The sequence below is a fragment of the Lacipirellula limnantheis genome, assembly GCF_007746075.1.
GTDB classification, from domain to species: domain Bacteria; phylum Planctomycetota; class Planctomycetia; order Pirellulales; family Lacipirellulaceae; genus Lacipirellula; species Lacipirellula limnantheis.
Map to the genome: position 1 here is coordinate 4,914,705 of NZ_CP036339.1, position 26,675 is coordinate 4,941,379.

Annotated in this window: 26 protein-coding genes; 15 read left to right on the forward strand and 11 right to left on the reverse strand. The window is 61.8% G+C overall.

Translation table 11 applies throughout. The features are described 5' to 3' along the window. Window positions 1–214: 214 nt before the first annotated feature. Both I41_RS19090 and I41_RS19095 read right to left on the reverse strand, forming a co-directional pair. The gene (locus tag I41_RS19090) at window positions 215–1,750 is read right to left on the reverse strand and encodes a hypothetical protein (RefSeq protein ID WP_210421002.1); all 1,536 of its coding nucleotides are present in this window, start codon (window positions 1,748–1,750) and stop codon (window positions 215–217) included. A 337-nt stretch (window positions 1,751–2,087) separates the two neighbouring features. Continuing rightward, window positions 2,088–3,950 (reverse strand): redoxin domain-containing protein, encoded by a 1,863-nt coding sequence (locus I41_RS19095; protein ID WP_168207017.1) that lies wholly within the window; start codon window positions 3,948–3,950, stop codon window positions 2,088–2,090. Between the two features lie 175 nt (window positions 3,951–4,125). On the opposite strand from I41_RS19095, the gene I41_RS19100 reads away from it, so the two are divergent. Then, complete coding sequence (locus I41_RS19100; protein WP_145434527.1) at window positions 4,126–4,809, forward strand: phosphatase PAP2 family protein; 684 nt, start codon at window positions 4,126–4,128, stop codon at window positions 4,807–4,809. 69 nt (window positions 4,810–4,878) lie between these two features. On the opposite strand, the gene I41_RS19105 is transcribed toward I41_RS19100, so the two are convergent. Further along, window positions 4,879–6,057, reverse strand: a complete 1,179-nt coding sequence (locus I41_RS19105; RefSeq protein ID WP_145434528.1) for a heparan-alpha-glucosaminide N-acetyltransferase domain-containing protein — start codon at window positions 6,055–6,057, stop codon at window positions 4,879–4,881. A gap of 450 nt (window positions 6,058–6,507) precedes the next feature. Here I41_RS19105 and I41_RS19110 point away from each other — a divergent pair, with 450 nt between their 5' ends. Next, window positions 6,508–7,032, forward strand: a complete 525-nt coding sequence (locus I41_RS19110; protein WP_145434529.1) for a hypothetical protein — start codon at window positions 6,508–6,510, stop codon at window positions 7,030–7,032. A gap of 239 nt (window positions 7,033–7,271) precedes the next feature. After that, window positions 7,272–8,213 carry a hypothetical protein gene (locus I41_RS19115; protein WP_145434530.1) on the forward strand — a complete coding sequence of 314 codons (942 nt, stop codon included), beginning with the start codon at window positions 7,272–7,274 and terminating at the stop codon, window positions 8,211–8,213. Here the strand turns inward: I41_RS19115 and I41_RS19120 are convergent. Next, window positions 8,152–8,766 carry an HXXEE domain-containing protein gene (locus I41_RS19120; protein ID WP_246133886.1) on the reverse strand — a complete coding sequence of 205 codons (615 nt, stop codon included), beginning with the start codon at window positions 8,764–8,766 and terminating at the stop codon, window positions 8,152–8,154. The two genes, I41_RS19115 and I41_RS19120, sit on opposite strands and share 62 nt — an antisense overlap. A 285-nt stretch (window positions 8,767–9,051) precedes the next feature. Here I41_RS19120 and I41_RS19125 point away from each other — a divergent pair, with 285 nt between their 5' ends. The 3 genes from I41_RS19125 to I41_RS19135 all read left to right on the forward strand — a co-directional run bounded on the left by I41_RS19125 (window position 9,052) and on the right by I41_RS19135 (window position 11,040). Then, a complete protein-coding gene (locus I41_RS19125; RefSeq protein WP_145434531.1) occupies window positions 9,052–9,474 on the forward strand; it encodes a VOC family protein in 423 nt (140 codons plus the stop codon). A 155-nt stretch (window positions 9,475–9,629) separates the two neighbouring features. After that, window positions 9,630–10,613, forward strand: a complete 984-nt coding sequence (locus I41_RS19130; RefSeq protein ID WP_145436415.1) for a DUF1559 domain-containing protein — start codon at window positions 9,630–9,632, stop codon at window positions 10,611–10,613. 1 nt (window position 10,614) lies between these two features. Continuing rightward, complete coding sequence (locus I41_RS19135; RefSeq protein WP_145434532.1) at window positions 10,615–11,040, forward strand: hypothetical protein; 426 nt, start codon at window positions 10,615–10,617, stop codon at window positions 11,038–11,040. A 17-nt stretch (window positions 11,041–11,057) separates the two neighbouring features. Here I41_RS19135 and I41_RS19140 read toward each other — a convergent pair whose 3' ends face one another. Both I41_RS19140 and I41_RS19145 read right to left on the reverse strand, forming a co-directional pair. Further along, on the reverse strand, window positions 11,058–12,431 hold the full coding sequence (locus I41_RS19140; RefSeq protein WP_145434533.1) for a serine hydrolase domain-containing protein: 1,374 nt from the start codon (window positions 12,429–12,431) through the stop codon (window positions 11,058–11,060). Window positions 12,432–12,555: 124 nt separating this feature from the next. After that, window positions 12,556–13,521 (reverse strand): hypothetical protein, encoded by a 966-nt coding sequence (locus I41_RS19145; protein WP_145434534.1) that lies wholly within the window; start codon window positions 13,519–13,521, stop codon window positions 12,556–12,558. Window positions 13,522–14,269: 748 nt separating this feature from the next. On the opposite strand from I41_RS19145, the gene I41_RS19150 reads away from it, so the two are divergent. Further along, the gene (locus I41_RS19150) at window positions 14,270–14,590 is read left to right on the forward strand and encodes a hypothetical protein (protein WP_145434535.1); all 321 of its coding nucleotides are present in this window, start codon (window positions 14,270–14,272) and stop codon (window positions 14,588–14,590) included. A 128-nt stretch (window positions 14,591–14,718) separates the two neighbouring features. Here the strand turns inward: I41_RS19150 and I41_RS27420 are convergent, their stop codons facing one another. Further along, window positions 14,719–14,856: a hypothetical protein gene (locus tag I41_RS27420; protein WP_168207018.1), complete on the reverse strand. Its 138-nt coding sequence runs from the start codon at window positions 14,854–14,856 to the stop codon at window positions 14,719–14,721. Window positions 14,857–15,150: 294 nt separating this feature from the next. On the opposite strand from I41_RS27420, the gene I41_RS19155 reads away from it, so the two are divergent. Continuing rightward, a complete protein-coding gene (locus I41_RS19155; RefSeq protein WP_145434536.1) occupies window positions 15,151–15,561 on the forward strand; it encodes a hypothetical protein in 411 nt (136 codons plus the stop codon). A gap of 8 nt (window positions 15,562–15,569) precedes the next feature. Here I41_RS19155 and I41_RS19160 read toward each other — a convergent pair whose 3' ends face one another. Beyond that, complete coding sequence (locus tag I41_RS19160; RefSeq protein WP_145434537.1) at window positions 15,570–15,854, reverse strand: hypothetical protein; 285 nt, start codon at window positions 15,852–15,854, stop codon at window positions 15,570–15,572. Window positions 15,855–16,022: 168 nt separating this feature from the next. On the opposite strand from I41_RS19160, the gene I41_RS19165 reads away from it, so the two are divergent. Continuing rightward, the gene (locus I41_RS19165; protein WP_145434538.1) at window positions 16,023–16,439 is read left to right on the forward strand and encodes a hypothetical protein; all 417 of its coding nucleotides are present in this window, start codon (window positions 16,023–16,025) and stop codon (window positions 16,437–16,439) included. Window positions 16,440–16,624: 185 nt separating this feature from the next. Here I41_RS19165 and I41_RS19170 read toward each other — a convergent pair whose 3' ends face one another. Further along, the gene (locus tag I41_RS19170) at window positions 16,625–16,849 is read right to left on the reverse strand and encodes a hypothetical protein (RefSeq protein ID WP_145434539.1); all 225 of its coding nucleotides are present in this window, start codon (window positions 16,847–16,849) and stop codon (window positions 16,625–16,627) included. Between the two features lie 190 nt (window positions 16,850–17,039). Here I41_RS19170 and I41_RS19175 point away from each other — a divergent pair, with 190 nt between their 5' ends. After that, entirely contained in the window at window positions 17,040–17,264 is a 225-nt protein-coding gene (locus tag I41_RS19175) for a hypothetical protein (RefSeq protein ID WP_145434540.1), read from the forward strand. 263 nt (window positions 17,265–17,527) lie between these two features. On the opposite strand, the gene I41_RS28340 is transcribed toward I41_RS19175, so the two are convergent. Then, the gene (locus I41_RS28340) at window positions 17,528–17,656 is read right to left on the reverse strand and encodes a hypothetical protein (RefSeq protein ID WP_261342431.1); all 129 of its coding nucleotides are present in this window, start codon (window positions 17,654–17,656) and stop codon (window positions 17,528–17,530) included. Window positions 17,657–18,141: 485 nt separating this feature from the next. Here I41_RS28340 and I41_RS19180 point away from each other — a divergent pair, with 485 nt between their 5' ends. Then, window positions 18,142–18,915: a hypothetical protein gene (locus I41_RS19180; RefSeq protein WP_168207019.1), complete on the forward strand. Its 774-nt coding sequence runs from the start codon at window positions 18,142–18,144 to the stop codon at window positions 18,913–18,915. Window positions 18,916–19,005: 90 nt separating this feature from the next. On the opposite strand, the gene I41_RS19185 is transcribed toward I41_RS19180, so the two are convergent. Then, window positions 19,006–20,457: an AAA family ATPase gene (locus I41_RS19185; RefSeq protein WP_145434542.1), complete on the reverse strand. Its 1,452-nt coding sequence runs from the start codon at window positions 20,455–20,457 to the stop codon at window positions 19,006–19,008. A gap of 1,363 nt (window positions 20,458–21,820) precedes the next feature. Here I41_RS19185 and recA point away from each other — a divergent pair. From recA to I41_RS19205, 4 genes are all read left to right on the forward strand, one after another. Next, entirely contained in the window at window positions 21,821–22,957 is a 1,137-nt protein-coding gene (gene recA, locus I41_RS19190) for a recombinase RecA (RefSeq protein ID WP_145436416.1), read from the forward strand. A gap of 294 nt (window positions 22,958–23,251) precedes the next feature. Beyond that, window positions 23,252–24,337 carry an esterase/lipase family protein gene (locus I41_RS19195; RefSeq protein WP_145434543.1) on the forward strand — a complete coding sequence of 362 codons (1,086 nt, stop codon included), beginning with the start codon at window positions 23,252–23,254 and terminating at the stop codon, window positions 24,335–24,337. 289 nt (window positions 24,338–24,626) lie between these two features. Continuing rightward, window positions 24,627–25,004, forward strand: a complete 378-nt coding sequence (locus tag I41_RS28345) for an RNA recognition motif domain-containing protein (protein WP_145434544.1) — start codon at window positions 24,627–24,629, stop codon at window positions 25,002–25,004. Window positions 25,005–25,157: 153 nt separating this feature from the next. Beyond that, window positions 25,158–26,537, forward strand: coding sequence for a Gfo/Idh/MocA family protein (locus I41_RS19205; protein ID WP_145434545.1), 1,380 nt, complete (start codon window positions 25,158–25,160; stop codon window positions 26,535–26,537). The last annotated feature ends 138 nt before the right edge of the window (window positions 26,538–26,675 follow it).

Genomic DNA, 26,675 nt, shown 5'->3' on the forward strand with positions numbered 1-26,675 from the left:
TGCTTATTCTACAACCTTCGTCAAATGCATTTACCACAGAGAACACAGAGGCCACAGAGAAGACGATGAAAGGCAAACTCTTCGCGTCTTCCTCGGTGATCTCTGTGGGCTCTGTGGTTAAAAAGGCTAGCGGCTAGGCATTTCAAGAATGCTCGTAGCGGAATTAGCTTCGAAGCCTGTGACCTGGCACGCGGCGAGCGACGCCGTCGCTCGGCTAAAACCGCCGCTGCACCTGCGTATTGTACTCGAAATCGAACCCGCAGCAGTTCTGGATAGGGGCCACCACGCCGTTGGTAAATACCCAATTGCCGACGTCGATAGAAACGCCGGCGGCGGCGTTCAGGATGTCGACGCGGTTATCCTGGTTGCCGATGGTGATCGTCTGCAGCGGCACCGTCCCGACCGAAGACTGCGTGGTGAGCGGGATATTGCTGAGATTCGCGTCCTGCAACGTCGTCGTGTAGTGAAGCTCGAACAACCCCGCCACGCGGCGGTAACGATCGGGCTTGAGATTTTGAGAGAAAATATACCCCCATCCCAGGTTCAGCCGCATCAGCGACTGGGAAAAAAGATCCGCCCGCACCGGCACGGGCGTGAAGTAGTCGTAGAAGCCGATCGGATTGCCGCCGCTGTCGAGAAACAGCGTCGCGCCGTCTCCGTCGACGGTGACGCGCGACGGATTCGCGGCTACCTCGACCTGCATGAACCCTTGGTGAAACCACCGCGCCGGCGGGGCGTAGACCCACGCCAGGAACGGCGAAATATAGACCGTCTCGTTGGCGAAGACGGCCTGAAACGCCACCGCTTCGTCCGCAGTCACGCCCGGAGAGTTGGGAAACGTCACTTCCCCGTCGACGGCGAGCTGGTAGTTCACGTCGCGCGCCGTCGGCAGCGTAAAGCCAACGCCGCCCGAGAGCGCGAATCGCTCGCGCTCCGTGAGCAGCATCTTGAAGATCGCCGAGACGTTCCCCAGCGCCACCTCGCGGCCGCCGCTATCGCTCACCAGCGGATCGACCACGCCGAAATCGGGCGCGATAATCGAAAAAATGTCGGACTGCATCTGATGCTGAATCGGTACGCGAATTTCCAGCGAGCCGGTCCGGTCCCAGAACGTGTTCTCCCAGGCGAGCGTGTGCTGATCGAGGTTCAGCGTCTCGCTAAACTGGTACGCCGAGATCGTCGATGCATTTTCGAAATGGCGGTAGCTCCAGTAGACGCGATCGGTCGGCAGCGGCGAGTTCGCCTCGGAGATGTTCAGGCGACTGCACGCCAGCGTCGGGTGAGCCAAATCGGCCGTCACCAATCCATCGAACGCAATGCACGATCCGGCGCCAGTGTCGCCGATCATGTATGGCACGCTCGCCAGGCCAAGCGTCGTCGCCGAGCGAAGCGCCGGCCGCTGCACCGTCGCCGGGGTCCGCAGCGGCGGGCGAACCGCCGGCGGCTGCATGAGCGGCGAATAGAGCATTTGTGCTGGCGACACCGCTGGATCGACCGAAAGTCCTTCCGCCGGCCCCTCGCTCACCGACCAGTCATGAAGACTGGCGGCGCCAAAGGCCCAGGCGTCGGCGGCAGTTTCTTCGGCGCACCAATAGCTCGGCGTTGAAAATGCAGGCGAATCACGCGACGATTCCGGCAACGAGGCTTCGCTCCCGCTGGCAAGCAGCAGCCCGCTGACGACGGTGGTCACGACGCGCCGGAACATGATCGGTTCACAACCCTCGGACTTGTCTGATTCCTCCGTGTTCATCGGTTGCCGTGATAAACCGCAATCAGCCGGTTACGCTGCTGGCGCCGATCTTGGCTACTGCTGGCACGCGGGTTATCGCGGTCGTAACGATTGGCGTGGCGCGAACCAGCGGCCGATGCAGTACAACGACGACAGCTCACGCGGCGCCCGCCTAGGGATGAGTCGCGACAAGGCGAACGACTTTCCCAGCCGAAGTCGGGCGGCGCCAACGCCGCCGCGACGCACCTATCTCCCGCTCTTTAAATCGAGGAATTCGCGGGGGCTGACGAGCACCCTCCATGCGAACCCAATCGGATGCTCACATCCGCCTGATGAACGACGACCGTATGGCTTTTCACTATTCGTTGGCCAATGCCAAGCCCGTCTTCGCATCAACCGCTAAATCCAAATCCTCATCATCGTTCGTATAGAACAAGTAACCGTACATCATCTCCTGAAACGTCTGCTGCCCCTCGCGGACTTCGGCCGCCGGATCGGGGTTGTACGGATTGAACGCCGAGTTATCGAAGTGGGCCACCGCCTCGAATCGCGTCCCCGCCGGATACTTCTTCGCGCCACGCCGCAAATAATACGGCAGCTGCCAATCGAAGCTGTAGTTGGGAATCATCAACATCACGTCGGGCTCGCCCCCGGGCGGATGGGCGCGGAACGTCATGTCTTTCCCGCGTACATGCATGTGCGCGAACATCCCCAGCGCCGTCACGTCGCCGTCGACCGTCTGGCTCGCCGACAGTTGATGAAACGGATCGTGCGGCGGAATCGTGAAGCCGTGCTTCACGAGTTCCACGTAACGCAACTCTTTCTTGATCTTGTCCCGCGGAAAGCGAAATCCGACGCGAATGCGACACTTCTCCGGCTTGCCCGTGGTGGTGAGATGCACCTGCAGCCCCAACATCGAACCGGTCGGCACCCTCCCCGCGACGCCGTCACTGAGCACCATCGGCCCGCCACCCGGAACATAGCCCGTCACCAGTTTCGCATCGCGGCCGTCGCCGCCGATCGGAATCACCCCCAGGTTGCAGTGATGCACCACGCGGGTATTGCTCGGCAGCACCTCGACGGCGGCATACCACATGTCTTGCACAAACATCTTCGGCAACACGGCATAGCGATAGTCGACGTACCCCTCAGCCGGGACGTCAAACTCGGCGAACGCCTCGAGCACCAGATCGGGTTCCTCAATCGACCATTTGCGATGGGCCCATGGGTCGCTATTCGAGCTTGAATCGTTCTGCTGGGTGCTCGCCGGTTCGCCCGCGCCGACCTCCTTCAACGAGGCGCCGGTTGCCTCGCCGCGCACGGCTCCGCCGCGCACCCACGCGATCACCGCCTCGCGATCCTCTGCGGGCATCTCGCTGCAATTGGCGAACTCGCCATGCCGGCGTGCCGCGTACCAGGGCGGCATTCGCTGCTGCGAGACGACCTCGGCAATCATCTCGGCGTTGGCCGCCACGTCGTCGTACGTCTGCAAGCTGAACGGCGCCGCCGTCCCGGCTTGGTGACAAGTCGTGCAATGCTGCGTCATCAGCGGAGCGATATGCTCATGATAGGTTAGCGCTGCATCGATCTCGCGCTGCACTCTTGGCGTGATCCGACAGCCGTCGACTGGCGTCTCCGTCACGGCAATCGGCCGATTGGCGAGCAAGTCCTCGATCGCCTCCTGCAGTTCATGCCGCACGGCGCCCGCCGACGTGCCGCCCAAGCGAATCTGGTTGTCGATCCGCCCCCGATAGCGCAGCTTCCGCTCGCCGTCGATTACCACAACCTCCGGCGTCCGGTCGACTCCGCAGGCCGCGACGCACTGCCCATCGACGTCTTTCACCAGGGGAAAGGGAATGCCGTACTCCACGCCTTGCGCCGCCACGTCGAGAATCGAATCCTCGCCGCCGACGTTTACCGCAATGAACTGCACCCCCTGATCACGGTACTTCGCCTCAAGTTCCTTCAACCGCGGCCAGTAGCGCTGTACCAACGGGCAGGTGGTGTTCGTGAAGACGAGCACGAACGCCCGTCGGGGCGTCGGGAACGCTTTAGCATTGAAATCGTCCAACGACCGGGGCAGGAACCATGCATCTTGGAACTCAAACCGCGCCACCTGCTCGCCGACACGCGGGCGACTGCCCGGCTGTTCGTTCCGCGCATCGTCCGCAAGAGCTGCCGCAAGACCCGAGTTGAACGCCGCCGCCGCGAGTAGGGCCATCGCAAGTCGGTGCGCGCAACTCGCGACGGAGGGCGCTGCTGATCGAAGAGCCATAGAAGTTGCTGCCGCTTGAGGAGAAGTTGCAACAGCCAGGGAAGTGCTGCCGACCCGTTTATGGTAATCTCCACCGGACCTATCGGCCAAGCTGATAAAGTTCGCATCTCGCGTGTAAAAAATGAACGCTCCGAATCTCTACCGAACGCTGCTCGCTCGCACCGCCGTCGCGCTGGCGATCTGCGTTACGCTAGTCGTCGTCTGCTACTTCTTCGTCGACAAACCGATGGCGTTCTTCGTCTACCGCCACGGCATCGCACAAACGCCGACGATGAAGTGGTTCACCGAACCGCCGCCGCTGGTGCAAGGCTGGTCGCCGCTGCTCGTGGCCATCGTCCTGGCCGCATGGGCCTGGCAGACGCCGCGCCATTGGCAACGCACCCTGGTGGTCGCATGCATCAGCCTCATCGTCGCCGACCAATGTCGCCAGTCGCTGGGCGACGTCTGCGGCCGCTACTGGCCCGAAACGTGGCACGACAACAACCCCTCGCTCATCGGTACGGGCGCTTACGGATTCCACCCGTTTGAAACGGGCGACGACATCGGCAGCTTCCCCTCCGGCCACGCGTCACGGATCGCCGGATTCGCCGGCGTTTTCTGGATCGCCTACCCGCGCCGCCGCTGGCTCTGCCTGTTCGTCGCCGTACCGATGGCAGTGAGCCTCATCGCCATGAACTACCACTTCGTCGGCGACGTGATCGCGGGGAGCTTTCTGGGCGCGATCGTCGCTGCTTACGCGGCAACGTTGGCGGGATTGGGAAATCGCCAAGCCGCATTTCTAGCCCCCGGTTCCGCCGGGGGGTAAACACGGGCTCCATGCCGCTGCGGCTGGCGGCGCGACCCCCCGGCAAAGCCGGGGGCTAAATGGCGCTCTTTACAGCTTCAAATAAATCCCGTCCCGCTCGAGCTTCCGAATAAACAGATACGTCACGCCAAAATAGAGCAGGAATCCCGCCGCCACGTACCACCCCGGCGAGTCGTTCGGCATGAAGCGTTCCACGGCGTTGCCGACGATGCCGTGCAGCACATACCCGACCAGGGCGTTCGTCCCCAGCGTGCGGAACAGCCCCAGCCGCCAGCCCCAGCCGTCGCACGCAATATAGAAGACGCCGAAGAGCGCCAGCGACGCCCCGGCGGCGAAGACGTGATAGCTGAGGTTCGCCGAGCGCTGGCTCATCATCCAGAAATTCTCTTCCCGCAACTCCGGCCCCGGCGGCGGCACGAACGGCGGCTCAATCGGCCGCAGCGCATGATCGGCTTGCCGCTTGCCGCTCGGCCATACTGGATCAGCCGCCCAATTCTCAGCAGGATTCGAATCGCCCCCGCTCTCTTGTTCGGGCAAGACGTCGTACAGCGACGATCCGCACGACAGCAGCCAGCCGACCAGCATCAGCAGCGTCCCCCAGCCGAACAACCGCACCACGCGGCGGCTCGAATCGCCGTCAACCAAGATGTCGCACGCCAGCGTCCCGACGATCGTCGGCGTCGTCCAGGCCAAGAATCCCAGCACGCCGCCGTCGATGCCGCCGCGCTGCACCCACTCGAAATAGAACCAGTGCGACAACACGGCGAAGAGCGCCGCCGAGCCGATCGCAAACAGCGTCCGCACCGCGGGCCCGCTCCGAATTACCGGCAAGATCCAGAGCGACGTCACCGCGATGTGCATGAGCGTCTGAAACCACGACTTCACTCCCATCTGCAGCGCACCCAGCGGACCGAGCGCGACCAGCTCGTCCCAGTTGTCCGCCACCGTCGGCGCTTCGTAGATCACCAGCGCCACCAGCGCCAGCCCCAACAGTCGCCGCACCACATGCCCATATGCCCGGCGCAAGCCTTCGGCCTGCGCCCGCCGTCCGAACGTCAACCGAAACGCGAACCCGACCGCAAAGAAAAACTGCGGCATGATCGTGTCGGCATAGCTGCAGAAGTTGTTCTGGTGCGTCAACACCACCGGCGTCGCGTCGAACGACCCCAGAAAGTTAACGACGAACATTCCGGCGACGGTGTACCCGCGAAACTGATCCAGCGACTCGATCCTGCCGGTAGTTGCCATCGTTGCTCGCGCGATGAGGGACGCCTAAGCGAATAGGGAAGGGCCAGGCGCTGGCCGCGCCGCCGCCGTGAGTTTCACATGACCTGCAGGAATTTCCTAGTCCCCGCTGGGGCCTATTGTCAGCCATGCAGGCGGAGTGGCCGGCAACCGCCGCCTTCAACAGATGCGACGCTTCTCGCGATCCGTTCCGGCGGGTCGTCGCGGCGCGTCAGGGAACAAACGACCTCGCGTCGGCACAGGGCCGTACTCCCAGATCCCCCAATTCTCATGAAACAGCCGTTCTACGCGACCGCATGGCGGTATTTTTCTCCCACTTTTGGTCCCTTTTGGTAACAGTTATTGCAATCCCATTTACCCCTGTTCAAAGTGGGTGAACGGCCGCGATGGGTGCGGCGCCCTTTGCCTCAAGCGTTGCAATGGATGCCGCCTCGCTACTCGCTGCGTTGTCGCATGCCGCTACTTCACGTCACATGCCTTCGACCGATCATCCGCGGCCTTGCCGGTTGCATCATCGCGTGCGCCCTCGGCGCCGCCGCCAGCGGAGCGAGCTTTTACTTCAGCCAGTCCGGAAACGACGCCCTCGGCGACGGCACCCAAGCCAAGCCCTGGAAGTCCGTTGATAAATTCAATCAACTTCGTTTGCAACCCGGCGACAATGCCTACTTTCGCGCCGGCGACCAGTTTACCGGCCGGCTATTCCTCGACGCCAACGACAGCGGTCTGAACGCCCAAGGCCAACTGATCTCGCCGGTGAAGATCGGCTCCTATGGCTCCGTCGGCGGCGCCACCCGCGCCAGGTTTATTTCACCATACAATAGCGAAGGCTTCCTCGCGCTCAATACGGGCGGCATCGAACTCTCCAACCTCGACTTCGTCAGCGGTGGCTTCAGCGAATCGTCGCGCATGAACGGCGTCGATTTTCTCCCGGTTTCCAATCGGCGGAGCTGCCCTACACCGGCCACGGCATTCTCCTAGCCCAGACCAACGGCGGGTCCATTCAAAACAGCGTCGCTCACAGCAACGGCAAAATCGCGGGCAACGCCAACATAGGCATGCTCACCTACCAGTCGAACGCCGTTGTCATTCAAGGCAACCTGGCCTAAGGCAACCGTTCGGTCGGACCGTATGACGGCGGCGGGTTCGACATCGACGGCGGCGCCACCAACTGCATCGTCCAGTACAACCGCTCGTACGACAACGACGGGGCCGGCCTGTTGCTCGCCCAGTTTGACGGCGCCGACCCCATGGCGAACAACCTCTTCCGCTACAATTTGTCGGTCAACGACGGACGCGGCGATTACGGCGGCATCACCGTCTTCGGAGCCAATTCCAGCGAAGTTGCCAAAGCCGCCGTGTTCCATAACAACACGATCGTCGTCAATAAGAACGTCGTTCCGCGCACCAAGGGCGCCGTCTGGCTGATGACCGATCATCACGACGACGTCGCCTTCTTCAACAATGCATTCGTCGCCCTCAACGGCGCACCGCTTATCGCTGGCGATACTTCCGTCGCGCAAGCGACGTTCGCGGGCAATGCCTACTGGACCGCCGGCGGCGGCATCGTCCTCGAAGACCGCGCATTTAGTTCGGTCTCAAGTTGGGCCGCCTCCTCCGGACAGGAAAAAATCGCTGGCCGCTTCGTCGCCGTTACCAGCGATCCGAAATTCAGCGATACGACGACGTATCAGCTTCAGAGCGCCTCGCCGCTGTTAAGCGCCGCGCTGGCCGCCGGCGCGAGCCCCTGGCCGGCATGGGTCAGCGGACTCGGCTCTCGAGATTTGGGCGGCGTCGCATTGAGCCCGACCAGCCGACCCGAGATTGGCGCCCGCGAGTTTCTCTTCGCCGACTTTAATGGCGACGGCAAGATCAATAGCGCCGACCTGACGGTGTGGCGTAGTGCCTTCGGCGCCGCGGGACTCGCCGCGTACCGCGCCGATCTTGACGGCGACGGCGACTCCGACGGCGGCGATTTTCTTACCTGGCAGCGACTCGTCGCCGCCGGCGCCCACTTCGAGCCCGCCGCAACAACCGTTCCCGAACCTCAGACGTTTGCGATCATTTTGCCGGCGTTGCTTTTCGCCGTCAGCCGCCGCGCTAGCTTGCCAAGGCCATCCCGCCGCGCAGCTTGCGAATCCGCAACAACAAATAACCGATGATCGCCGCGTGCACCGCGACCGAAATGCCCAGCCCCAGCGCGTGGTCGGCAAGCGTGGCGGCCGTTTCCTGCGACACGCGGTACAGGCCGTATCCCGCCACCGGCAGAAACAGGACGATGCTGGTCCACAATCCCGGATTGTATCGCCGCCGCGCCGCCGTCTCGCGGATGTGAGCGATCCCGTTGACGAGCGGCAGATAGAACGCCGCCAGCGCCAGCGCCGGGTCGACGAAGGCCGCCAGATACAACATCGCCAGGTCGATGCCCCACACCCCCAGCGAATTAATCCAAAACGCTCCTTCCGGGGTCAGCGCGTCGCAATGGGCGACGTTCCGATTCACATACAATCGAAATCGATCGCCGTAATGCTCTTCAAACTGGTGCACCATGTAAATTGGCAACTGCAGCCACACCAGCGCCATGGTCGCGCCGGCCACGACGCCCCAGACAGGCGCCATTGCCAAGAGCAACGCGGCAGCGAACAGCGCGGCCAGCGGCCACTGCCATTCGGTGACCAACCACTTCATCACCGCGCGGAATTCGCTTTGCACCATCGCCACCATATTCCGGCTCCTGCTCAGTTCATTGCGCCGACGGCGTATTGCGCCGGCGAACCGGGAAGGATAGGCCAAACCGGACACGTCGACTCGTCGCGGCATCTTTGCCAACCGCCGGTAATTGACGCCTCGGCGTTGGCGCCGTCGTCAAAGGCGGTGCAATGCGAGCAACGCCTCTGATGACGTCGTCGCGATCGCTACATCGGCGCGATCGCTCTCAATCGTTAGAATGCGACTGAATCCGGTGTTTCAGCCGAGGACAGAACAAATTCCGCGACTGCAATGAAGCCCCGCATCACCTTCATCACGCTCGGCGTCGACGACCTGCCTCGCGCGGTCGCGTTCTATCGCGACGGGCTCGGGCTCGACACGCCCGGCATCATCGGCGAAGACTTCGAACATGGCGCCGTCGCGTTCTTCGAGATGCAGCCCGGCCTGAAGCTCGCGCTTTTCCCGCGCGAAAATCTCGCCCACGACGCCGGCGTTCCGCGCGAACCGCCCAGCCGCACCGATTTTGCCCTGGCCCACAACGCGTCGTCGCGGCCAGAGGTCGACGCGGTCATGCAACAGGCGGCGGCCGCGGGCGCGGCCATCATCAAGCCAGCCCAAGACACCTTCTGGGGCGGCTATGCCGGCTACTTCGCCGACCCCGACGGTCACCTGTGGGAGGTCGCCTGGAATCCTAAAATCACGCCACACGATTAATCCCAGCGGCCGGCGGTTTGCCGCGTGACTTCCGATCACGGCGGCCGCGGGCTGTCGCAAAAAACGACACGTCAGTCGCAAGTTGTGACAGTACTTGGACTTACGTCAACATCAGTTACCATGACGGCTCCTCCCACTCATCTGGAGCCGCCGCCATGGCCGCTGATCGCATTCCTCAACGCCGCGCCTTTACCCTGGTCGAGCTTCTGGTCGTCATCGCCATCATCGGCGTCCTCGTGGCGCTCCTCCTCCCCGCGGTTCAGGCGGCCCGCGAAGCGGCCCGCCGCTCGCAGTGCCTCAACAACTTCAAGCAGGTCGGCTTGGCGTTTCTCAATTACGAATCGGGCAAAACCCAACTTCCGTTTCCGACCTACTCGCAAGACCCCCTCACGCCTCAGATCGTCCTGGGCGTCAACAATTGGGCTCCGCATGTTCTCCCCTATCTGGAGCAGGGGAACCTGATCGCCGGGTACGACGTGAAGGTCGATTGGTGGAAGGAACCCAATCGCACCATCGTGCAGAACCCCGTCAGCGTCCTCACCTGCCCGTCGACGCCCAACCCCAACCGCATCCAAGACAAGCCCGAGACGACCCCGCCCAACAAGACGGGCGCCTGCGGCGACTTCGTCGTTCCCACTGGCGTCCATACCGACATCAACAATGCGCTCGCCGCCGCCGATCAATTCCCCGCCGGCGCCGACCTCCAAGGCGTCGTCGCCGTGAAGAGCGAATTCAACACCGCCAACGAACTGAAGAACGTCACCGACGGCACTTCCAACACGATCATGATCGGCGAGTGCGCGGGCCGCGAAGACGTCTGGCGCGGCCGGGAGTTTTTTCCGGTCGACTACACCGGCTCGCCGCGCGTGCGCGCCCGCGGCGGCGCCTGGGCGACCACTGATAACCCTTACGACATCGGTCAGCGCAAGGCCTGGCACGCCTCGTTCGATCCCATCCCCGGCAATGTCGCGATCAACAATTCGAACGAATGGGGACACTGTTTTTACAGTTTCCACAACGGCGGCTCCAATTTCGCGTTCGCCGATGGATCGGTCCGATTTTTGGCCGAGGACTTGAACCTCCGTACGCTCGCCGAACTCGTGACCCGCGCCAACTCAGAAGTCCCGGCTGCTCCGTAGCATGAATCGACGCCCCGCCGCCGCGCACCTCGTCGTCGCGCTCTTGCTCGGCTGCGACGCGGGCGCCCCCGTCGCCTGCCATCCTGTCCGCGGCTCCGTCACGCGCGACGGCAAACCGGTCGGCGAGGCGCTGGTGGTCCTTCACCCCGTCGTCGAATCCGCCGCGCTCACGCAGAAGCCGATGGCCTTCACCGACGATGCGGGCCAGTTCGCCGTCACCACGTTCCAGCGCGGCGACGGAGCCCCCGTCGGCGAGTACCGCGTGACCGTCGTCCAACGCGCGCCGAAACGTGTCGGCGAAGAGATGGTGCGCGAGGGGCCCAACGTCCTGCCCAAACGCTTCAGCGAGCCGACGACCAGCGGGCTCACCGCCACGATCATCGCCGGCGACAACGTTTTGCCGACCATTGAAATCCCCAGCCGCTGACGCCGATCCGCCGCCGCTCACGCCGGTTCACCATAAAACCCCACCTTCTGAATTCGCTGCCCCTCCGCCGGCGCCAGCGAGAAAAAGACGAGCGGCTTCCCCTCCGCACAGATCGCCCCCGCCAACCCACGCTCGACCCGCACCTCGATCGTGGACGCAGGCCTCCCCGCTAACGCCTCCCGCAATCGCCCCCACAACTCGTTGACGTTTTCGTCCAGCGGGACGTTGTACGTAAACAACTCCGCTGGCAACGCATCGCCTCCTCGCAGCACCGCCTCGACAAGCGCCCGACCGCGGCTCGCCGCGATTTCGCCCCCCCGCGCGAGCGGCACGATCGCGCGGCCCGCGCGCTCCTGAGTCTCCAGCCACATCTCTTTGCACAACTTGCTCGCCGGATAATAGGTCACGTTCCCCAGCGCGATCACGCCGATCCCCCGCGTTGGCGACCAGCTCATGTGGCTCCCATAGCCTGGCAACCCGCCCGAGTGACCGACGACCCACTCCTCGCCAATAAAGTTCGCCCTCAAGCCATAACCGTACCCGGCAGGACTCGCCGGACCGTCGATTGACGCCCCCGGATTCAACACGACGCCGCACCGCTCCATCTCGCGTCGCGAACTCGCCGCCAGCACTTCCTCGAACCGCGACGCCCCCGTCCCATGCGCGTCAGTAAAGAAGCCGACCCATTTCGCCAAGTCGCGCAGCGTCGTGCACAACCCGGCGAACACCGCCACGTCCGACGTCACGTGCAACGCCGTTTCCGGTTGAAACCCATCGGCCACGCGTCGGTGTCCTTCGACCCCGCGCCCAGCCGCGAAATTCCAACCCGTCTCGCCCATTCCCAACGGCCGCAGGAGCTCGTTGGCGATGTACTCCAGCGCACTGACGCCCGCCACGTTGGAAATCACCCGGCCGATCAGCATGTACCCCAAATTCGAATACTGATAATCCTCGCCCGCGTCGTCGCTGAACTGCACGTCTTCCAAGAGCTCCGCGTTGAGAAAGGATGCGGGCTCGCTTGCCTTGCGATCGGCCCAAGGGTCATCCGTCGCCGGCAACCCCGATCGCATGCCCAGCAACTGCCCCACCGTCACCTGCCACCACGGCCCCTTCAGCCGCAACTCCGGCACATAGTCCGCCACGCAGTTCTCAACTCGCAGCCTCCCCTCATCCCGCAAGCGCAACACCGCCGCCGCGGCAAAAGACTTCGTCATCGACGCAATGCGAAACGACGCAGCGGCCGGCTCGGCCAATGCCCCAAACCCAGCCGCACTTTGCGACGCGGCCGCGAGCAGTTCCCCATCGCGGCAAATCGCCGCCACGATATGCGGCGCTTGATGCTCCGGCGCAAAAGTCGCCAACTCCGACTCGACGATTGGTTGATAGTTCATGGCTGATCGGGGGTTAGGCCTCGCGAGCGCGTGGTCGTGAAAAGAAACAGCCGAACGGTCGCCCGTTCGGCTGTCGATGTTAACTCATTGTTGCACTAATGTGCCAATGACGTCTGCCTTGGCCTCAGCGCCGACGCCTCATCAGCAACGCTCCCAGCCCGGCTGCTGCGGTCGCGAGCGTGGCGCTCGCGGGCTCGGGAATCAGGTTGCCGATGCCGATGTAATCGAGCTGAATGGCGCCCTTCGATCCGGTCGACGGCAGGCCGAAGCCAATCCCCCCGCTGCCCACTTCGCCGTCGCCCGACACCGACATGGCCGGATTGCTCAACACGTTCGTCCCGTCGATCCACACCTTCACGTCGTAAAGCCCAGGCGCCGCCGTCTTGGTCATCGTCGCCGCCACTTCGTGGAAGTCGAACGAATTGCCCGACGGCAACGGCACGGTCGTCCCTTCAATGAAGAAGTCATTCCCCGTCGGACCGCCAAAGCCCATTGTCAGCGCGACGCCGTCGCGCCCCAGGCTGAACATGCCCGCGTCGCCGGCCGCCATGCCGTAGAATGAGCTGATCGAGCCGTCCAGATTCGTTTCCAGCGGCTCAGGATCCATCCGCAGTCGCGCCACCGCGTAAATTCCCGGCGAACCAGCCGGCCCCAGAATCAACCCCGGCACAGGGCTGTAGCCAAAGTAGATCTTGCGGTTGCTTGGATCGCCCGTGTACCCGACCGTCCGCGGATCGCCCGGATCGACGATCGACAGCACGTCGTCGGCGCCTTGCACTTCGTGCGTCGCGCCGCCGGGCCGGTTGGTGCTGCCAGCCGGCGTGCCTGGCGTCGGAGCGAGAACTCCGCCCGGGTCCGAGCCGTCCCAGGCGCTCGACCCCTGGGTGTGATCCCACTTGCCGTCGAGCGCGTTGCCGCCGCCCCCCGATTCCGGCACGTCCTGGCCCGGCAAAGCCGAATAGAGATAGAGCAGGGGAGCAGCCCCCGGCGGCAGCGTCGGCGTATCGACGTCGGCGCGAGCGACGCCGCTCGTCAGCAGCGCGGCGGTCGCACTCGCCAGAGAAAGAATTCGCCATCGTGTCAGCTTCATTAGTCAGTTCTCCACAGATGCAGAAGTAGAAGAGAGCTCGATAAGCAGTCACATCCGCCGCGCGCTCGATGCAACGCTGCCCGATGGCAACCGGGCGTTACGCCAGCTATCGCGGTGACTTGCCGCTTCTCCGTTTAGCTCCGCCCAACGGGCCGGCTAACAATCCCATTGGCGCACGGCTTAGAGGAGACGATGTCGATAGCATAACTGGCTATTCAGGCCCCGGCAACTTTGGCGAGATCGCCCCCTCAAACGTCGCACTCCGGCAGGCCGCCGCGAATCATTCCGCATGACTTCTGCGCAGGTGCTGGCACAGCCCGCTCCGCGCGGTTGGGATCCGCACCGCAACGACGCCAGCGCCGCAAAAGGACATCAACCCTCTGCTCGATGACCTGCCGCTGATCCGGCGGCGTCGATGCGATGCAGATTGAAAGAGAACTCACGCCCCGCAAATTAATCCACTTGCCGCATCATGACCACCGGAGAGTCAGCGCCTTGGCGACTTGAAAGCATGTGGGCGCTCGAACAAGAGCGTTCGAGATCGCCGTGGAGTTCGGGCTACTCGCTCCCTCGCCTTAGGGTGTTTACCCTAACGCCTCAGGCAATACTGGGGGTGAATCCTTCGCATTCCACGTCTCGGATCTGAGCCGATCACCATGCACGAAAAGCGCGACAATTTCATCAACCCGCATTTGCGGTAAACCGATGAACTACCCAACCTAGCGGGCAAACCCTCTAAGGAACGATCATGAATGCCAAGCCTCCGGCAGCTCCGTCGCCATCGCAAGCCACTTGGCAAATCGTCGCCGAGCTGCCCTATCCTGGATCGCTGACCGCAGTTCACGAACAAGTCCGCACGCTGCGTCACATCATTGTCGACCGCTTCGATCAAGCGCACGACAATTCGGTCCAATTTTCACTGCGAGGCTATCGCTTCCGCCTCGATCAAGTCGACGGCCGCCTGGACTTTTGGGTCAACGACGCCGACTGTCCCGTGGAAATCTTGATGGAACCGCTCTGTCATTTAGTCAAGACGCTGGCGATCAAGCGCGGCACGCCGCTCGCATAAAGCTCGCCGGCGCCACTCGCGTGCGGCCAGAGCTAAAGTGCTCGCACCTTAAGCATGTCAAGTGACCCGCGCGCGATCCGCCAGCGGCAAACAGACGTGCGCCGCTCAACGCAACAGCCGCAACAGACTCACGGAACCGCCGCTTCCGTCGCCGTACGATTCTCCTGAGCGCGCTGCAGCCGGTACTTCGAATAAAACAACCAGCTGCTAAAGGTAAACGCCAGAATCGCAATCAACGCGATGGTCGCCTTCACTGATTTCTTCATGGCGTCGCCCTCAGGTTAAGGTGATTAGCGGCTAAGTGCCGAAGTGCACCGTCACCACCCTAACCAACTTCCCCCACCCGTGCCACTGGCGTGCCGCCAGTGGCTAGCGGGTACAGGCGCTCCATCCACGATCGCCAGCAAGCAACCTTTCCTACAGACCTATTGACCCTGCCGATCTGTTGCGACCCAACCCCTACACAGCATCGTCTCGCGCTTTCCATGATGCAGCCGCAGCCCGCGCGGCGTCGGCCCGCTCTTCACGAAATGCTAATCGGGCGCGCGTAGAATGCCGCCATGAATGACTTAGCTCTCATTACGCGTCCGGCAGCGGAGCCCGCGCCGCCTTTCATCTACTTGCCCGATATGACCGACGCAGATTACGCGCTCGGATTTCGTTACCGGGAGGTGGCAAGTCCGACTGTCACGAAGCCCCTTCGTCGGGTCATTGCGGCCGTGTTCCATATCGACGTGAGCAATCGGATCGTGAGGGTTCACGATCCCGTTCTTAACCGGCCTGGCTACGTGCACCAGTGCTTCGGCATCACCAAGCGATCGAACAAATGCGCATGGCGTCCGGTGCAATTAAAGTTTCCCGACGCCAAGATGGCGCTTCGATCGTGGAAGAACGGACTTGACAATCAACAATTTGGCGACGGCATGTTTGCATGCGTCGAAGGACGACTCCCAACCGCAGACGAATACTAAGAAGCCGATCAATACAGTTTCCGCATCTCTGCGATTCGCCGCTCGATTGCCTGGCACACGTCGGGGCCAGCAGGGAGCGTCACGGAGTCGATCACCGCATTCAGTTCGACGATCGACGTCGCCGCCAAGTCCACCGACCGCAAGGCTTCGCTGGCGCTCCCGACGACGGCGACTTCGGCCTCGGAACGGCACGCGATGACGGTCCCGAGAAAGGGGACAAAGAGCAGAGAATCAGCGTGGTCGCCGACGGCGATGCTGGACTCGGCCTCTGGCGCAGTTTGAAGGTAGAGCATCGTCGCTCCCGCGGTGAGTAGTTGCCGACCAGCCGTATTTTCAATCCGAGCGCCATGGATGCAAGCATTTTATTCGCTGCTGGCGGCGATTAACCAACTCTTCACATTTTGGAAACTCGCACGCCTCAACTTCACAATACGTTCATCTATTCTTCGTAGAGTGGCGCGATGGATTCGCCGCACTCCAAAACGAATGCCTCCGCATTGGAAACGCCGCCGGAGATTCTGTACCTGAACGACCTGAGCGACGGCGACCGCGAACTGGGGTTTCGCCATCGCAGAATAGCGTGCCCAACGATTGAGATGCCGCTGCGCCGCGTGAAGGCAGTCGTGTTTGCCATCGACGCGAGCAACCGCATCGTCCGCGTCTTTGACGGGGTGTTCAATCGCCCCGGCTACGTTCACCAGTGCTTCGGCGTCTTGAAGAAGCGGCGGTCCGCTCGCGGATGGTATCCCGTCCAGCTCACTTTCCCGGACGCCGTGATGGCCCTGAATTCATGGCAGAACGGGAAAGACAACCGTGAGTTCGGCGACGGAACGTTCACGTATGTCGAAGCTGAGCTCCCGACCCAGGCGGAGTATTGAGACCAAAAGCACGAAGATCAGCGGCCAAGAAAAAGAGCACGACGACCGTTCAGCGGGATGCATAGCTAATCGGCCGCCGCGCGTTGGATGACACAACTCCGCGCGGGGCGTCTTGCTTGGTCGGTAATTGTGTCGAGCGATTGGAAATCGCCTACGGCAGCGAAGTGAAGATTCAATGAAGAACCTTAACCCGCCGCGCTTCTCGCTGCCTTGTGGAACACGTTGTGGTGCTCGATAAACGCGCTCACTTTGTTGCGGTCGATCGCTTCTTTTTCAAAGTGAAACCAGCGGCTAGGCCCGCCTGTCGTTTGGCACACCGGGCAGGTCCACCGCGCGGCAAACTGGCCCGACTTCGTTTGGACGTGAATTTCGTACTTGATGCCGTCGCGCTCGTAGTACTCAGCAGCCATATCTATCCCCGCGCATCAATTTGGAGCCGCCTCAAGAGGGTCCGTATGATACGCGATTGACGGCGTGAATCAAAATTTATCACCGACACCGACGATTCCCTCGGCGCTAGGGGCGGGGGGACTCTGGTACGATAATTGCGTGACGCGTCAGGCGTCGTTCCCGGTGGCCAACCCCTCCTGACGCACCTTCATGCCAACGCCTACGCTTCGGCTGTCAGCTGCCGCGATGATTCAAACAAGCGGCGACCGCGTCATTATTCGCGTGGAACCGCACGGCGAAGGTCACCACGCCATCGCCAGAATGTTCGCTGGCGGCGGCAAATGCCGGTTACTGCACGGAGACCGCTTGACGCTGATACAGATCGTCGAGCTGCGGACCGATAGCGGGGCGCCTGAATGGCACGCCGTCATTTAGGGCTGCACATTCCTACTGACGTGCGCGCGGGCGAGGCTGTCGAAATTGGCTTTAGGTCCGATACAGCAGCCCGGGCGGAGCAAATTCTAAGCCCGCGTCCCAAGCGTCCATTGCCATCAACAGCAAACGCGCCGGCAGCGTCGTCGATCGATCACCGCCCAGGGCGCCCTCTTCGCCACGCAAAATCGAACGAGTTGCAACGGGCGATCGAAATTCACACAACGGAAGTGACGCGAACATGTCGTTCGCTTCTCTAATTAACGTCACTTCAATCGAGAGTCCGTGGTCCACTGCGAGTACACTTGGCGAAATTCTTGAAAATCTTGGTCGCCCTGGGCCGCATATCGCGCCGCAAGATTGCGAATGTACTTATTCATGTCGCCGGCAGCCATCGATCACCCCTATCGAAGCGACATTGGCCAGGAAAATCACGGCGGCCCCGGAAAGTAGCCGTAGAAGCGGGGCCGCCGTGGCAGGATATGAGAATAACGCGACGACCCCAGGAAGTGGCGGTAGAAGTTGGGGCCGTCGCGGCGGTGGTTCAATAACGCGGCGGCCGGACCCCAGCCAATCAACGTTGCCTTTCGGCCGCCGCGTTAGGAGTGTGAGCGGATTCTAGCGGGCGATTGTGAAGACAACTGCTAGCTGGAAATGAAGAGTTGAGAAATCAAAGGGCGTCATCAAAGGAGGCATGACGAATCATTTGCCGGCTGGTGGCGCCGGCAGGCCTTCCCTGGACGCCACTGGCGTGCCGCCAGTGCTGAAGTGCCCAACGGCATGGCTACCGACCGACTCGCAAGCAGCCTGAAGAACAAGGCCTCCTGCTGCCTGAAATTGAAAACTCGCTACTTTCCTGATTCTCAACAGTATGATGCTAGTGGCACCCATCGCTATGCGGCTCGGCGCTACTATATTGCCCCAGATGAAGTTCCACCGGCAAGACTTTCTCGATGCCCTCAATCAACGAGATGCTCGCGCTGCGCGCCGCAATCTGGAACTCCCAGCCGACATGCTTCTAGAGACTGAGCGAGTTGGCGAAGATCGAACGCAAATCGAAAACTGGATGCGGGAGGAAGGCCTCGAGTTCGCGCGGGCCATGCTGGAGCACACGGCGCAAGAAGTCGCGCTCTCCCAAACGTGGTTCCCTATTCTCCAACAGTTTGCTCACGAGAAGCGGCTAGCCAGCCCATTGCCGGAACATGCATCGCTCTCTAGCATCGATCACGTCATTCATCGCGTGCTGGGGCCGAAGATAAAAAGCAAAGGATCGCTGCCGCAAATCCGTGAAAGCAGAATACCAATATTCTCCGCGCCGCTACCGGCGCTGCCCTTCGTGATGGCCGAATGGTCGTCGACGTACGCCAATTCCATATTCCTGACGCCGAATGAACTCGAAGAATGGCGAGCCCTCTATCGCGTCGACGAGGATGCGCCGTGGTGGAACTTTTATTACAGCTGGGACGCAGAGCTTGATGTAGTTCTCGAAGAGGAGTGGAACATCAGCCCGTTGTCGCCAGGAGCGAGAACCTTACTGATCACTTGGGGATCATGCGTCGGCCCACTGGCCGGAAGTTGGTCGCAGGAACTGTGGGGCATCGACGCCAGCGGCGCTGAAGTCTTCATCGAAGATCTTGGCTGCAGCGTCGCCTGAGCTGGCCAGGATCGGCTGCCACGGCTGTGCCGACAGCGATGCCTTCCATCGGACGCAGTCATCACGACGCACTATTTTGGCGGCGAAGATTTAGCCGCCGCAACCACTGCCGGAACCTAAAGGCGTCGCCGGAACAGAATACCCAATCACTCGTCCGCTCACAGATCCTTGATTCGACAACAGTTCATTCAGTGCCTCTTGCACGTCCTGCGCTTCGATCTTCGCGTCGCCAGTTCGAGCCAAATGCAATTGAATGGCCCGGCGCACCAACTCTTTGATGAAGGCGGCGCTGGCTCCCTGGGTGACGCCGACCACCTTCTCAACGACCTCCGGCAATAGTTCCACGTCCGCAGCGTAGAGCAGCGCCAGCCGCGTACGTTCAGCGGCGCTCGGTGCGGCAAACTTGACCGCCTGATCCACGCGACCCGGTCGCGCCGCCAATGCTTCCTCCAGTAGTTCCGGCCGGTTCGTCGTCAGAATGAAAATGATCTCGGCGTCTTGAGCCAGCCCGTCCATCTCATTCAACAACTGATTCAATAGCGGCTCCTCGCAAGACATGCCGCTGGTAACTCGCTCCTTGGCGACGAGGTCGATATCCTCGATCACCACCAGCGACGGTTGCAAAAGCCGGGCCAGCGCCATGTATTCGGTCAACTGCGCAACTTGGGCGCCAGTAATGATCAGCGTCGTGTGGCCTGGCAACGATCCGATCAAATAGCGAATCGTATAGGTCTTGCCGTTGCCCGGCGGGCCGTGGAACAATAGCCCCTTCTTCGTAGACTGTTGCAGCTCTCGCAGCCGACGTCGCTGTGCCGCGAACTGCAGAACATTGCGTTCGACCAGCCCCAACGTTTCTTCAGGCAAGATAACGTTTTCACGTTTCACCGGCGTCATCTGGTGCACTTTGATGCCGGTCCCTTCGCCCCCGTAGCTTTCGCCGTTTTCAAGCGACAGCACTTTGCCACGGTAGGACTCCGCCTTCTTGACCGCCGATTCGAGTTGCGACAAGAACTCGCCGGAAATCTTGGCGCCCTTCTCATCGTTGTTCGTCGCGACGTGAATCTTAATCCGAGGCGGTTCTTGGAAAGCGAACACCTTGCTCAGTAGAACTGCCATTCGCAGGCCATCGACGCTCGCAATCCATAAAGCGTTGCGAGGACAGCGCATGTAAGCCTCGCCGCCGATGTTCACGTCTTCATTCTGCAGCGGCACTTCCCACGCGCTGGCGCCGGCAGTCATCAGGTAAGACAGGTCGATGCCGAACATATCTTCGTCGACCCGCACGCCGCAAAGATGATGAACCTCGGAGACGCGACCGAAATACTCCTCAATCGCACGTTGTAGATCCGCGCGAATCCGAGCCGGAAACTGCCGTTCGGTGACCGTCAGACAGGCCAGCGACGTCGGTTTAAATGCGTCGCACAGACGGCGATAGACGACAGAGGACCGCGCCTTCTGAACTCGATCGGAAATGATCCCGCCCGCTATCAAACCGACCAGCATGCTCGCCACGCACGATGCGACAATTTCCCACGTATTCATTCTTCGCGCCCAATTCGCATTGCGGTTGCCAATCGCTGCCAAACGTCCAAGTGTAACGGCGTCACAATACGAGAGTATCTTAACTTTTCGGCCTGAGGGCCCCACAGAAACACCTAAGCTCGCCCAAGAATTCAGCGAGCATGTTGAAATTGGCCGCCCTCCTCGCTATAGTGAACGCCTGAACATATACTGAGGGCAGGGGCAAATCTCCAGCCCGCGCTGCGAGAGGCGTTCGATGCTGCGCAGCCAGTGCTCGGCCCGCGCTCCTGCATGGCCAGAGACTTTTGCGACTTTTGCGTCCGAACGCGCAAGTCCAGAAACGCAGAATTCACTCCCGTTTTCCAAGCCAATTTTGTCCTCACAACCCAAGAAACACCGACTCCCAACGCTCCGCAACCGGCAGCCCAAGGCGAGACTTTTGCGGCACATTAATGGGGCCCCCCGTCGATGCACGCAAAAGCAAACTTCAAAAAAAGAGATTAGCCGCGACGCGCCGCGGAGCGCTTGCCGCCTTCGATCAAACCACCAGTAACTAGCGACTAGCATCAGACGACTGACGCGACGACAGTCGCCTTGTGGTCACCTCAACCCCAAGGATGAAACCAACTTAAGACCTCTGTCGCCTAAAACGCATCAGGCGACATAAAGACCCACGCGACAGAAATCAGCCCTCCCGGAAGGCCAAGAGAAAGGAACGCGGATGGACGCGGATTCACCGGATTTTCGCGGATCGAGAAGAACGACTCTCAGCAACGCAAGCCGATATGCCCAACTCCTCCCGACTACATCCGCGTCCATCCGCCCAATCCGCGAAAATCCGCGTTCCATCCGTCGCCTCGCATCACCTCGTCCCGCCAACGTCCAACATCCAACAGCTGACCACTGACGCGTGTCGCAGCAACTGTCGCCCAATTGCCGCCCCCAACCCCAATAGTGAAGCCAACTTGAGACGACTGTCGCCCAAAACGCGTCAGGCGACACAAAGACCTAGGCGACAGAGATCATGCCTCCTGAAAGGCAAAGCAACTTGGTCTGTTCCCCTCACAATTCGATCCGCGTCCATCCGCCAAATCCGCGAAAATCCGCGTCCCCTTCGTCGCCCTCCAAGCCGCTCCGGCCGGCCGTGGTCCCGCGGTTGCCCCCCCGCTAGCACCCCCACAAAAAACCTGAAATTCTCTTGCATCCACCCATGAACACCGATACAGTATCCATGCGTACAGCAAAGAGGTGAACGCCCGGCGGTCGCAGCCGGCCAATTCCGATCTCACTCCTATTCTGCTATTAATAGGGACCCCAACTCATGGTTGCTGCCACGACTGCCAAACCAACGATCGCCAAACCCACGACTCCATCGAAAAACGGCATGGCTAAGAAAGACAAAGACAAGACTCCCGCCAAGAAGGGTGAGAAGGGCGTTCCCGATAAGAACGCCAAGAAGTCGGCCGCCGACGTCATGTTCGAGGGAAGTTCCGAACTGCGGAACACCGTCGCCGCGATTGAGAAGCAATACGGCGAGGGCTCGATCATGCCCTTGGGAGCCGACAAGCTCCGCAAGATCGAAGGCATCTCCACCGGCAGCCTGTCGGTCGACCTCGCCCTCGGCGGCCAGGGAATTCCCCGCGGCCGCGTCATCGAATGCTTCGGCCCCGAATCGAGCGGCAAGACGACGCTCGCCCTTCATGTGGTCGCCCAGGCACAAAAGGCGGGCGGCATCGCCGCGTTCATCGACGCCGAACACGCCCTCGACCCCAGCTGGGCTAAGAAGCTCGGCGTCGACCTCGAAACCCTCCTGGTCAGCCAGCCCGACTCCGGCGAAGAAGCAATGACGATCACCGAGATGCTCGTCAAAAGCAACGCCGTCGACGTCATTGTCGTCGACTCGGTCGCCGCCCTCGTGCCGAAGAAGGAACTCGAAGGCGAGATCGGCGATTCGCACGTCGGCCTCCAGGCCCGGTTGATGAGCCAGTCGCTCCGCAAGCTGACTGGCGCCATTGCCAAGGCCAAAACCTCGGTCATCTTCATCAACCAGATCCGCGAAAAGATCGGCGTCATGTTCGGCAGCCCCGAAACGACCCCCGGCGGTCGGGCGCTGAAGTTCTACGCCTCGTGCCGCATCGACGTCCGTCGCATCGGCCAACTGAAGGAAGGCGAAGACGTCGTCGGCCAACGGGTTCGCGTGAAGATCGTAAAGAACAAGGTCGCCCCGCCGTTCCGGGTCGCTGAGTTCGACATGATGCACACCGACGGCATCAGCTACGAGGGCGACATCCTCGATCTCGGCATGGAGAAAAAGTTCGTCGCCCGCACCGGCGCTTGGTTCCGCTACGGCGAGATGCAGCTCGGCCAAGGCAAGGAAAAGGCCCGCGAGTTCCTCAAAGCCAATCCGCAAATTGCCGAGGAGATCAAGCAGAAAATCATGGCCGCCGGCGGCATCGAGGAATTGCCGGTCAGCAAGGTCTCCAGCGCCGACGACGAGGAAGACGCCGGCGACGAGTTTTAGTATTCGTCGGGCTGAGCCGGACCTTGGAAAGTTCAACTGCGAGACGAGCACGCGGGCGGGAGCGCCTCGAAGCCTCCCGCCCGTTCGCTTTATCCCTCCCTCTTTACCAAAGGTGATCCCACCGGGGCGTTCCTTCGTCCCGGAAACTTCGAACCGATCTCACGCCTGCCCCGTAAGATGGCCGAGCCCCTATAATGAGGGCAAGGAACCTGCGAAGTAGCATTCCCGACGCGTTGGCGCTTCTTCCCCTGGCCGCTGTTGGCCCGCGCCATCCACTTCGGAGCTGAGCTGAGAATGATTTCTCGAACGCTTGTGCGAATCGGTTTCGCGATCGTTGCCCTCTCGCTCTGGCTCCCCGCCGCCCGCGCCGACGACGCAGCGACCCCGACCGTCGCCCCCCAGGAGAGTGAAGTTCTCGCCGCCTCGCGCGAGATCGTTCGCGATGCCGCCGACTACAGCTTCCGCCGGTGGCTGCGCAACCGGGTGTGGGACGAGGAGGACGAAGCCCGTTACGGCCTGGTCTTCGACGAGAATTGGGAGACCGCGGCCGCCGCGGCGCCCGAGCTGCCGCTCGTCGTGTTGGTTCACGGTTACAACTCGAGTCCACTCCGCAATGGGGCGGTGTTGGAACCGGCTCGCGAGGCTGGGTTCCCCTGTGCGACGTTTGCTTACCCCAACGACTGGGAAATCTGCGAGTCTGCCGGCCGGCTGTCGCAGAGTCTCAAGCAAATCGCCCAGCAACATCCGCAGCAGAAGATTGCCCTGGTCACCCATTCAATGGGCGGGCTGGTGGCTCGCGCCTGCGTGGAGAGCGCCGAACTGGACCCCGAGAATGTTTCCCGGCTGATCATGATCGCGCCGCCGACTCATGGCACGATGCTCGCCCATGTAGCCATTGCGACCGACGTCTGGGAGCACTGGCTCGGCCGCGCCGAAGGAGGGCCTTGGGCCCGTTGCCGCGACTCGGTGATCGACGGCCTTGGCGAAGCGGCCGACGACATGGTCCCCGGTTCGGGGTTCCTCGCCGACCTGAACGCTCGCCCCCGCAACCCTGATGTTCGCTACACCGTTTTCCTGGGTACCTGCGCTTCCGTGACCGAGGGCGAGATGAAGTGGATGCGGACCGCGCTGCAGGAAACTGGCGGCCAATGTCCGGGGTTGCGAGATTGCACCGGCCGGTTCGACCAGCTCCTCTCCGACATGGAAGAGCTGGTCGAAGGCAAGGGAGACGGCGTCGTCGCGCTGAAGCGCGGCCGGCTCGACGGGGTGGATGACGTGATCGAGCTCCCGTTCGGCCACCTCAACTGCACTGGCGCCCGCGACTGTGAAGCGGTCGAACGGCTCCAGGCCGAGCTGCTGACGCGGCTGAAATCGAGCTAGCCAGGCGCGCCGGCTCTTGTCGAGTCGCTACCAGCCGCCGCCGCGCTTTACGAAGAATGCGCGATGCGGTTTTTACGTCGTTGCCGGGAAACGCCCCCGATTCGGCGGCAATTGACGAGTGACGCGCGGTAGGAACTCAACCTGTCGAGCGTGCGTACATGTCAAGGCCGAATCCGAAAAACGCCGCAATCTGCTATCTATCCACGGTGGTAGCGTCCGGTATACTGTCGGTCTAGTCCGCGGCATGGTCCGAGGCACGGTTTTTCGTTTTTCTCAGGGAGTCCCAATCATGGGCAAGAAGTTATACGTAGGCAACTTGGCCTACGGTATCAGCGACAGCGATCTCGAGCAGCTCTTTTCGGCCTTCGGCACCGTGCAGTCTGCTCAGGTGATCATGGACCGCGACACGGGTCGTTCGAAGGGTTTCGGGTTCGTCGAGATGGGTTCGGATCAAGACGCGCAAGCCGCGATCAACGGTCTGAACGGCACCGAATCACAAGGCCGTGCGCTGACGGTCAACGAAGCGCGTCCGAAGGAACCTCGTAGCGGCGGCGGTGGCGGCGGCTACGGCGGCGGCGGTGGTTACGGCGGCGGTGGCGGCGGCAAGCGCGGTGGTGGCGGCGGCGGCGGTTATGGCGGCGGTGGCGGCGGCGGACGACGCTACTAAAGCTCTTCCCGATCAGATCGGCCTCGGGCAGCGGCTGAAAGATTGAAAAACCAAAGAACCGCCCGCTGGTTTCCAGCGGGCGGTTTTTTTGCAATCAAGCACGCAACGGATTGAAATCGGCGGCAGCACGGGCACTCTTCTTCCGGAGTTTCCATGAAATCAACTGTCCTCACTCGACGCGGCGCCTTGAAGTGCTCACTGGCGTGGGCGGGCGCCGCGGTGTGGACGCATCGTGCGCCGCGCGCTTTGGGCTTCACGAACGCGAATGCTCGGCCGCGCGTTGCTGCCATCGGCACGGGAAGCCGCTGGTGCCAACGGGCTACAGGTATTGATGGCCCCCACGGTTCGGCGCCGAGCTTCGTTCCGTTCGGCGACTACGTCGCCGTATGCGACGTCGACGCCGATCGTCTTGGGTTGGCCGTAGACGTTGTTCAAGAGTGGACCGGTAAAGCGCCAGACGCCTATGGCGACTATCGGCGCGTCATCGATCGCAACGACGTCGACGTCGTCCAAATTTCGACTCCTGATCATTGGCATGCCAAGATTGCGATCGAAGCGATGCTCGCTGGCAAAGATGTTTACTGCGAGAAGCCCATGACGCTCACGATCGACGAAGGTCGGTTGATGTGCGAGGTCTGCCGGAAGACCGGCAGAGTCGTCCAGATCGGCACCCAACAGCGCAGCGACGAGTCCTTCCTTACCGCGCTCGCGATCATTCGCGACGGACGCATCGGTACGATTAAGAAAGCGACTTGCGCCATCGGCGGCGGGCCGACGAGCCCCGTCATCCCGCAAGTCGCGGCGCCGAAGAACCTTGACTGGAACCAATGGCTCGGCCCGGCGCCCGATGCCGGCTACCGGTACTTGGCCGGCGACAATGGAGAAACGCAAAGCTGGTCGCGGTGCCACTACGAATTCCGCTGGTGGTACGAGTACTCCGGCGGCAAGCTAACCGATTGGGGCGCACATCACGTCGACATTGCGACCTGGGCGATGGAGAAGGGCGCCACGGGCCCAACGCTGATTGAACCGTTGGCAGTGAAGCATCCGGTGCCTTTCAGCGCTGGTTTCCCCACTGACGACACGCAGTACAACACAGCCACCGAGTTTTTGATCAAGGCGACGTTCGCCGACGGGATGGAGTTGGAGATAAGGCACGACGGCGACAACGGCATTCTCTTCGAGGGGACCGAAGGAAGGCTCTTCGTCAATCGCGGCAAGGTGGCGGGCGCAGCCGTCGACGACCTTGCCAATCGACCGCTGCCGGATGGGGCGCTGCGCGCGGTCTACAAAGGGAAAGAACCGACCGACCACTTCCGCAACTTCTTCGATGCGGTGGTCGACCGTTCTGAGCCAATTTCAGATGTGCACAGCCATCACCGTGCACTTACCACTTGCCATCTCGCCGGCATCGCGGCCCGACTCGGCCGCACGATTCGTTGGTCGCCCACGGCGGAGAAGATCGTCGATGATCCGCAGGCGCAGAGCTTTGTGTCACGCGCGCCACGGAACGGATTTGAGACGGAAGTTTGAAGCGCCGTCGCAACGGCTCGCATTGAATCGATAGCGACTTGAGTGGGCGATGAGGGGCTCGAACCCCCGACATTCACGGTGTAAGCGATGCCGGCCCGAGTAGCTTTTCTCAGCATTTCCCGGGGTTTAGTAGCATTC

Excerpts from the sequence above, each read along its gene's own strand:
- I41_RS19090 (WP_210421002.1), bottom strand. The coding sequence starts at position 1,750 with ATGAACACGGAGGAATCAGACAAGTCCGAGGGTTGTGAACCGATCATG.
- I41_RS19095 (WP_168207017.1), bottom strand. The coding sequence starts at position 3,950 with ATGGCCCTACTCGCGGCGGCGGCGTTCAACTCGGGTCTTGCGGCAGCT.
- I41_RS19100 (WP_145434527.1), top strand. The coding sequence starts at position 4,126 with ATGAACGCTCCGAATCTCTACCGAACGCTGCTCGCTCGCACCGCCGTC.
- I41_RS19105 (WP_145434528.1), bottom strand. The coding sequence starts at position 6,057 with ATGGCAACTACCGGCAGGATCGAGTCGCTGGATCAGTTTCGCGGGTAC.
- I41_RS19110 (WP_145434529.1), top strand. The coding sequence starts at position 6,508 with ATGCCGCTACTTCACGTCACATGCCTTCGACCGATCATCCGCGGCCTT.
- I41_RS19120 (WP_246133886.1), bottom strand. The coding sequence starts at position 8,766 with ATGGTGCAAAGCGAATTCCGCGCGGTGATGAAGTGGTTGGTCACCGAA.
- I41_RS19125 (WP_145434531.1), top strand. The coding sequence starts at position 9,052 with ATGAAGCCCCGCATCACCTTCATCACGCTCGGCGTCGACGACCTGCCT.
- I41_RS19130 (WP_145436415.1), top strand. The coding sequence starts at position 9,630 with ATGGCCGCTGATCGCATTCCTCAACGCCGCGCCTTTACCCTGGTCGAG.
- I41_RS19135 (WP_145434532.1), top strand. The coding sequence starts at position 10,615 with ATGAATCGACGCCCCGCCGCCGCGCACCTCGTCGTCGCGCTCTTGCTC.
- I41_RS19140 (WP_145434533.1), bottom strand. The coding sequence starts at position 12,431 with ATGAACTATCAACCAATCGTCGAGTCGGAGTTGGCGACTTTTGCGCCG.
- I41_RS19145 (WP_145434534.1), bottom strand. The coding sequence starts at position 13,521 with ATGAAGCTGACACGATGGCGAATTCTTTCTCTGGCGAGTGCGACCGCC.
- I41_RS19150 (WP_145434535.1), top strand. The coding sequence starts at position 14,270 with ATGAATGCCAAGCCTCCGGCAGCTCCGTCGCCATCGCAAGCCACTTGG.
- I41_RS27420 (WP_168207018.1), bottom strand. The coding sequence starts at position 14,856 with ATGAAGAAATCAGTGAAGGCGACCATCGCGTTGATTGCGATTCTGGCG.
- I41_RS19155 (WP_145434536.1), top strand. The coding sequence starts at position 15,151 with ATGAATGACTTAGCTCTCATTACGCGTCCGGCAGCGGAGCCCGCGCCG.
- I41_RS19160 (WP_145434537.1), bottom strand. The coding sequence starts at position 15,854 with ATGCTCTACCTTCAAACTGCGCCAGAGGCCGAGTCCAGCATCGCCGTC.
- I41_RS19165 (WP_145434538.1), top strand. The coding sequence starts at position 16,023 with ATGGATTCGCCGCACTCCAAAACGAATGCCTCCGCATTGGAAACGCCG.
- I41_RS19170 (WP_145434539.1), bottom strand. The coding sequence starts at position 16,849 with ATGGCTGCTGAGTACTACGAGCGCGACGGCATCAAGTACGAAATTCAC.
- I41_RS19175 (WP_145434540.1), top strand. The coding sequence starts at position 17,040 with ATGCCAACGCCTACGCTTCGGCTGTCAGCTGCCGCGATGATTCAAACA.
- I41_RS28340 (WP_261342431.1), bottom strand. The coding sequence starts at position 17,656 with ATGGCTGCCGGCGACATGAATAAGTACATTCGCAATCTTGCGGCGCGA.
- I41_RS19185 (WP_145434542.1), bottom strand. The coding sequence starts at position 20,457 with ATGAATACGTGGGAAATTGTCGCATCGTGCGTGGCGAGCATGCTGGTC.
- recA (WP_145436416.1), top strand. The coding sequence starts at position 21,821 with ATGGCTAAGAAAGACAAAGACAAGACTCCCGCCAAGAAGGGTGAGAAG.
- I41_RS19195 (WP_145434543.1), top strand. The coding sequence starts at position 23,252 with ATGATTTCTCGAACGCTTGTGCGAATCGGTTTCGCGATCGTTGCCCTC.
- I41_RS28345 (WP_145434544.1), top strand. The coding sequence starts at position 24,627 with ATGGGCAAGAAGTTATACGTAGGCAACTTGGCCTACGGTATCAGCGAC.
- I41_RS19205 (WP_145434545.1), top strand. The coding sequence starts at position 25,158 with ATGAAATCAACTGTCCTCACTCGACGCGGCGCCTTGAAGTGCTCACTG.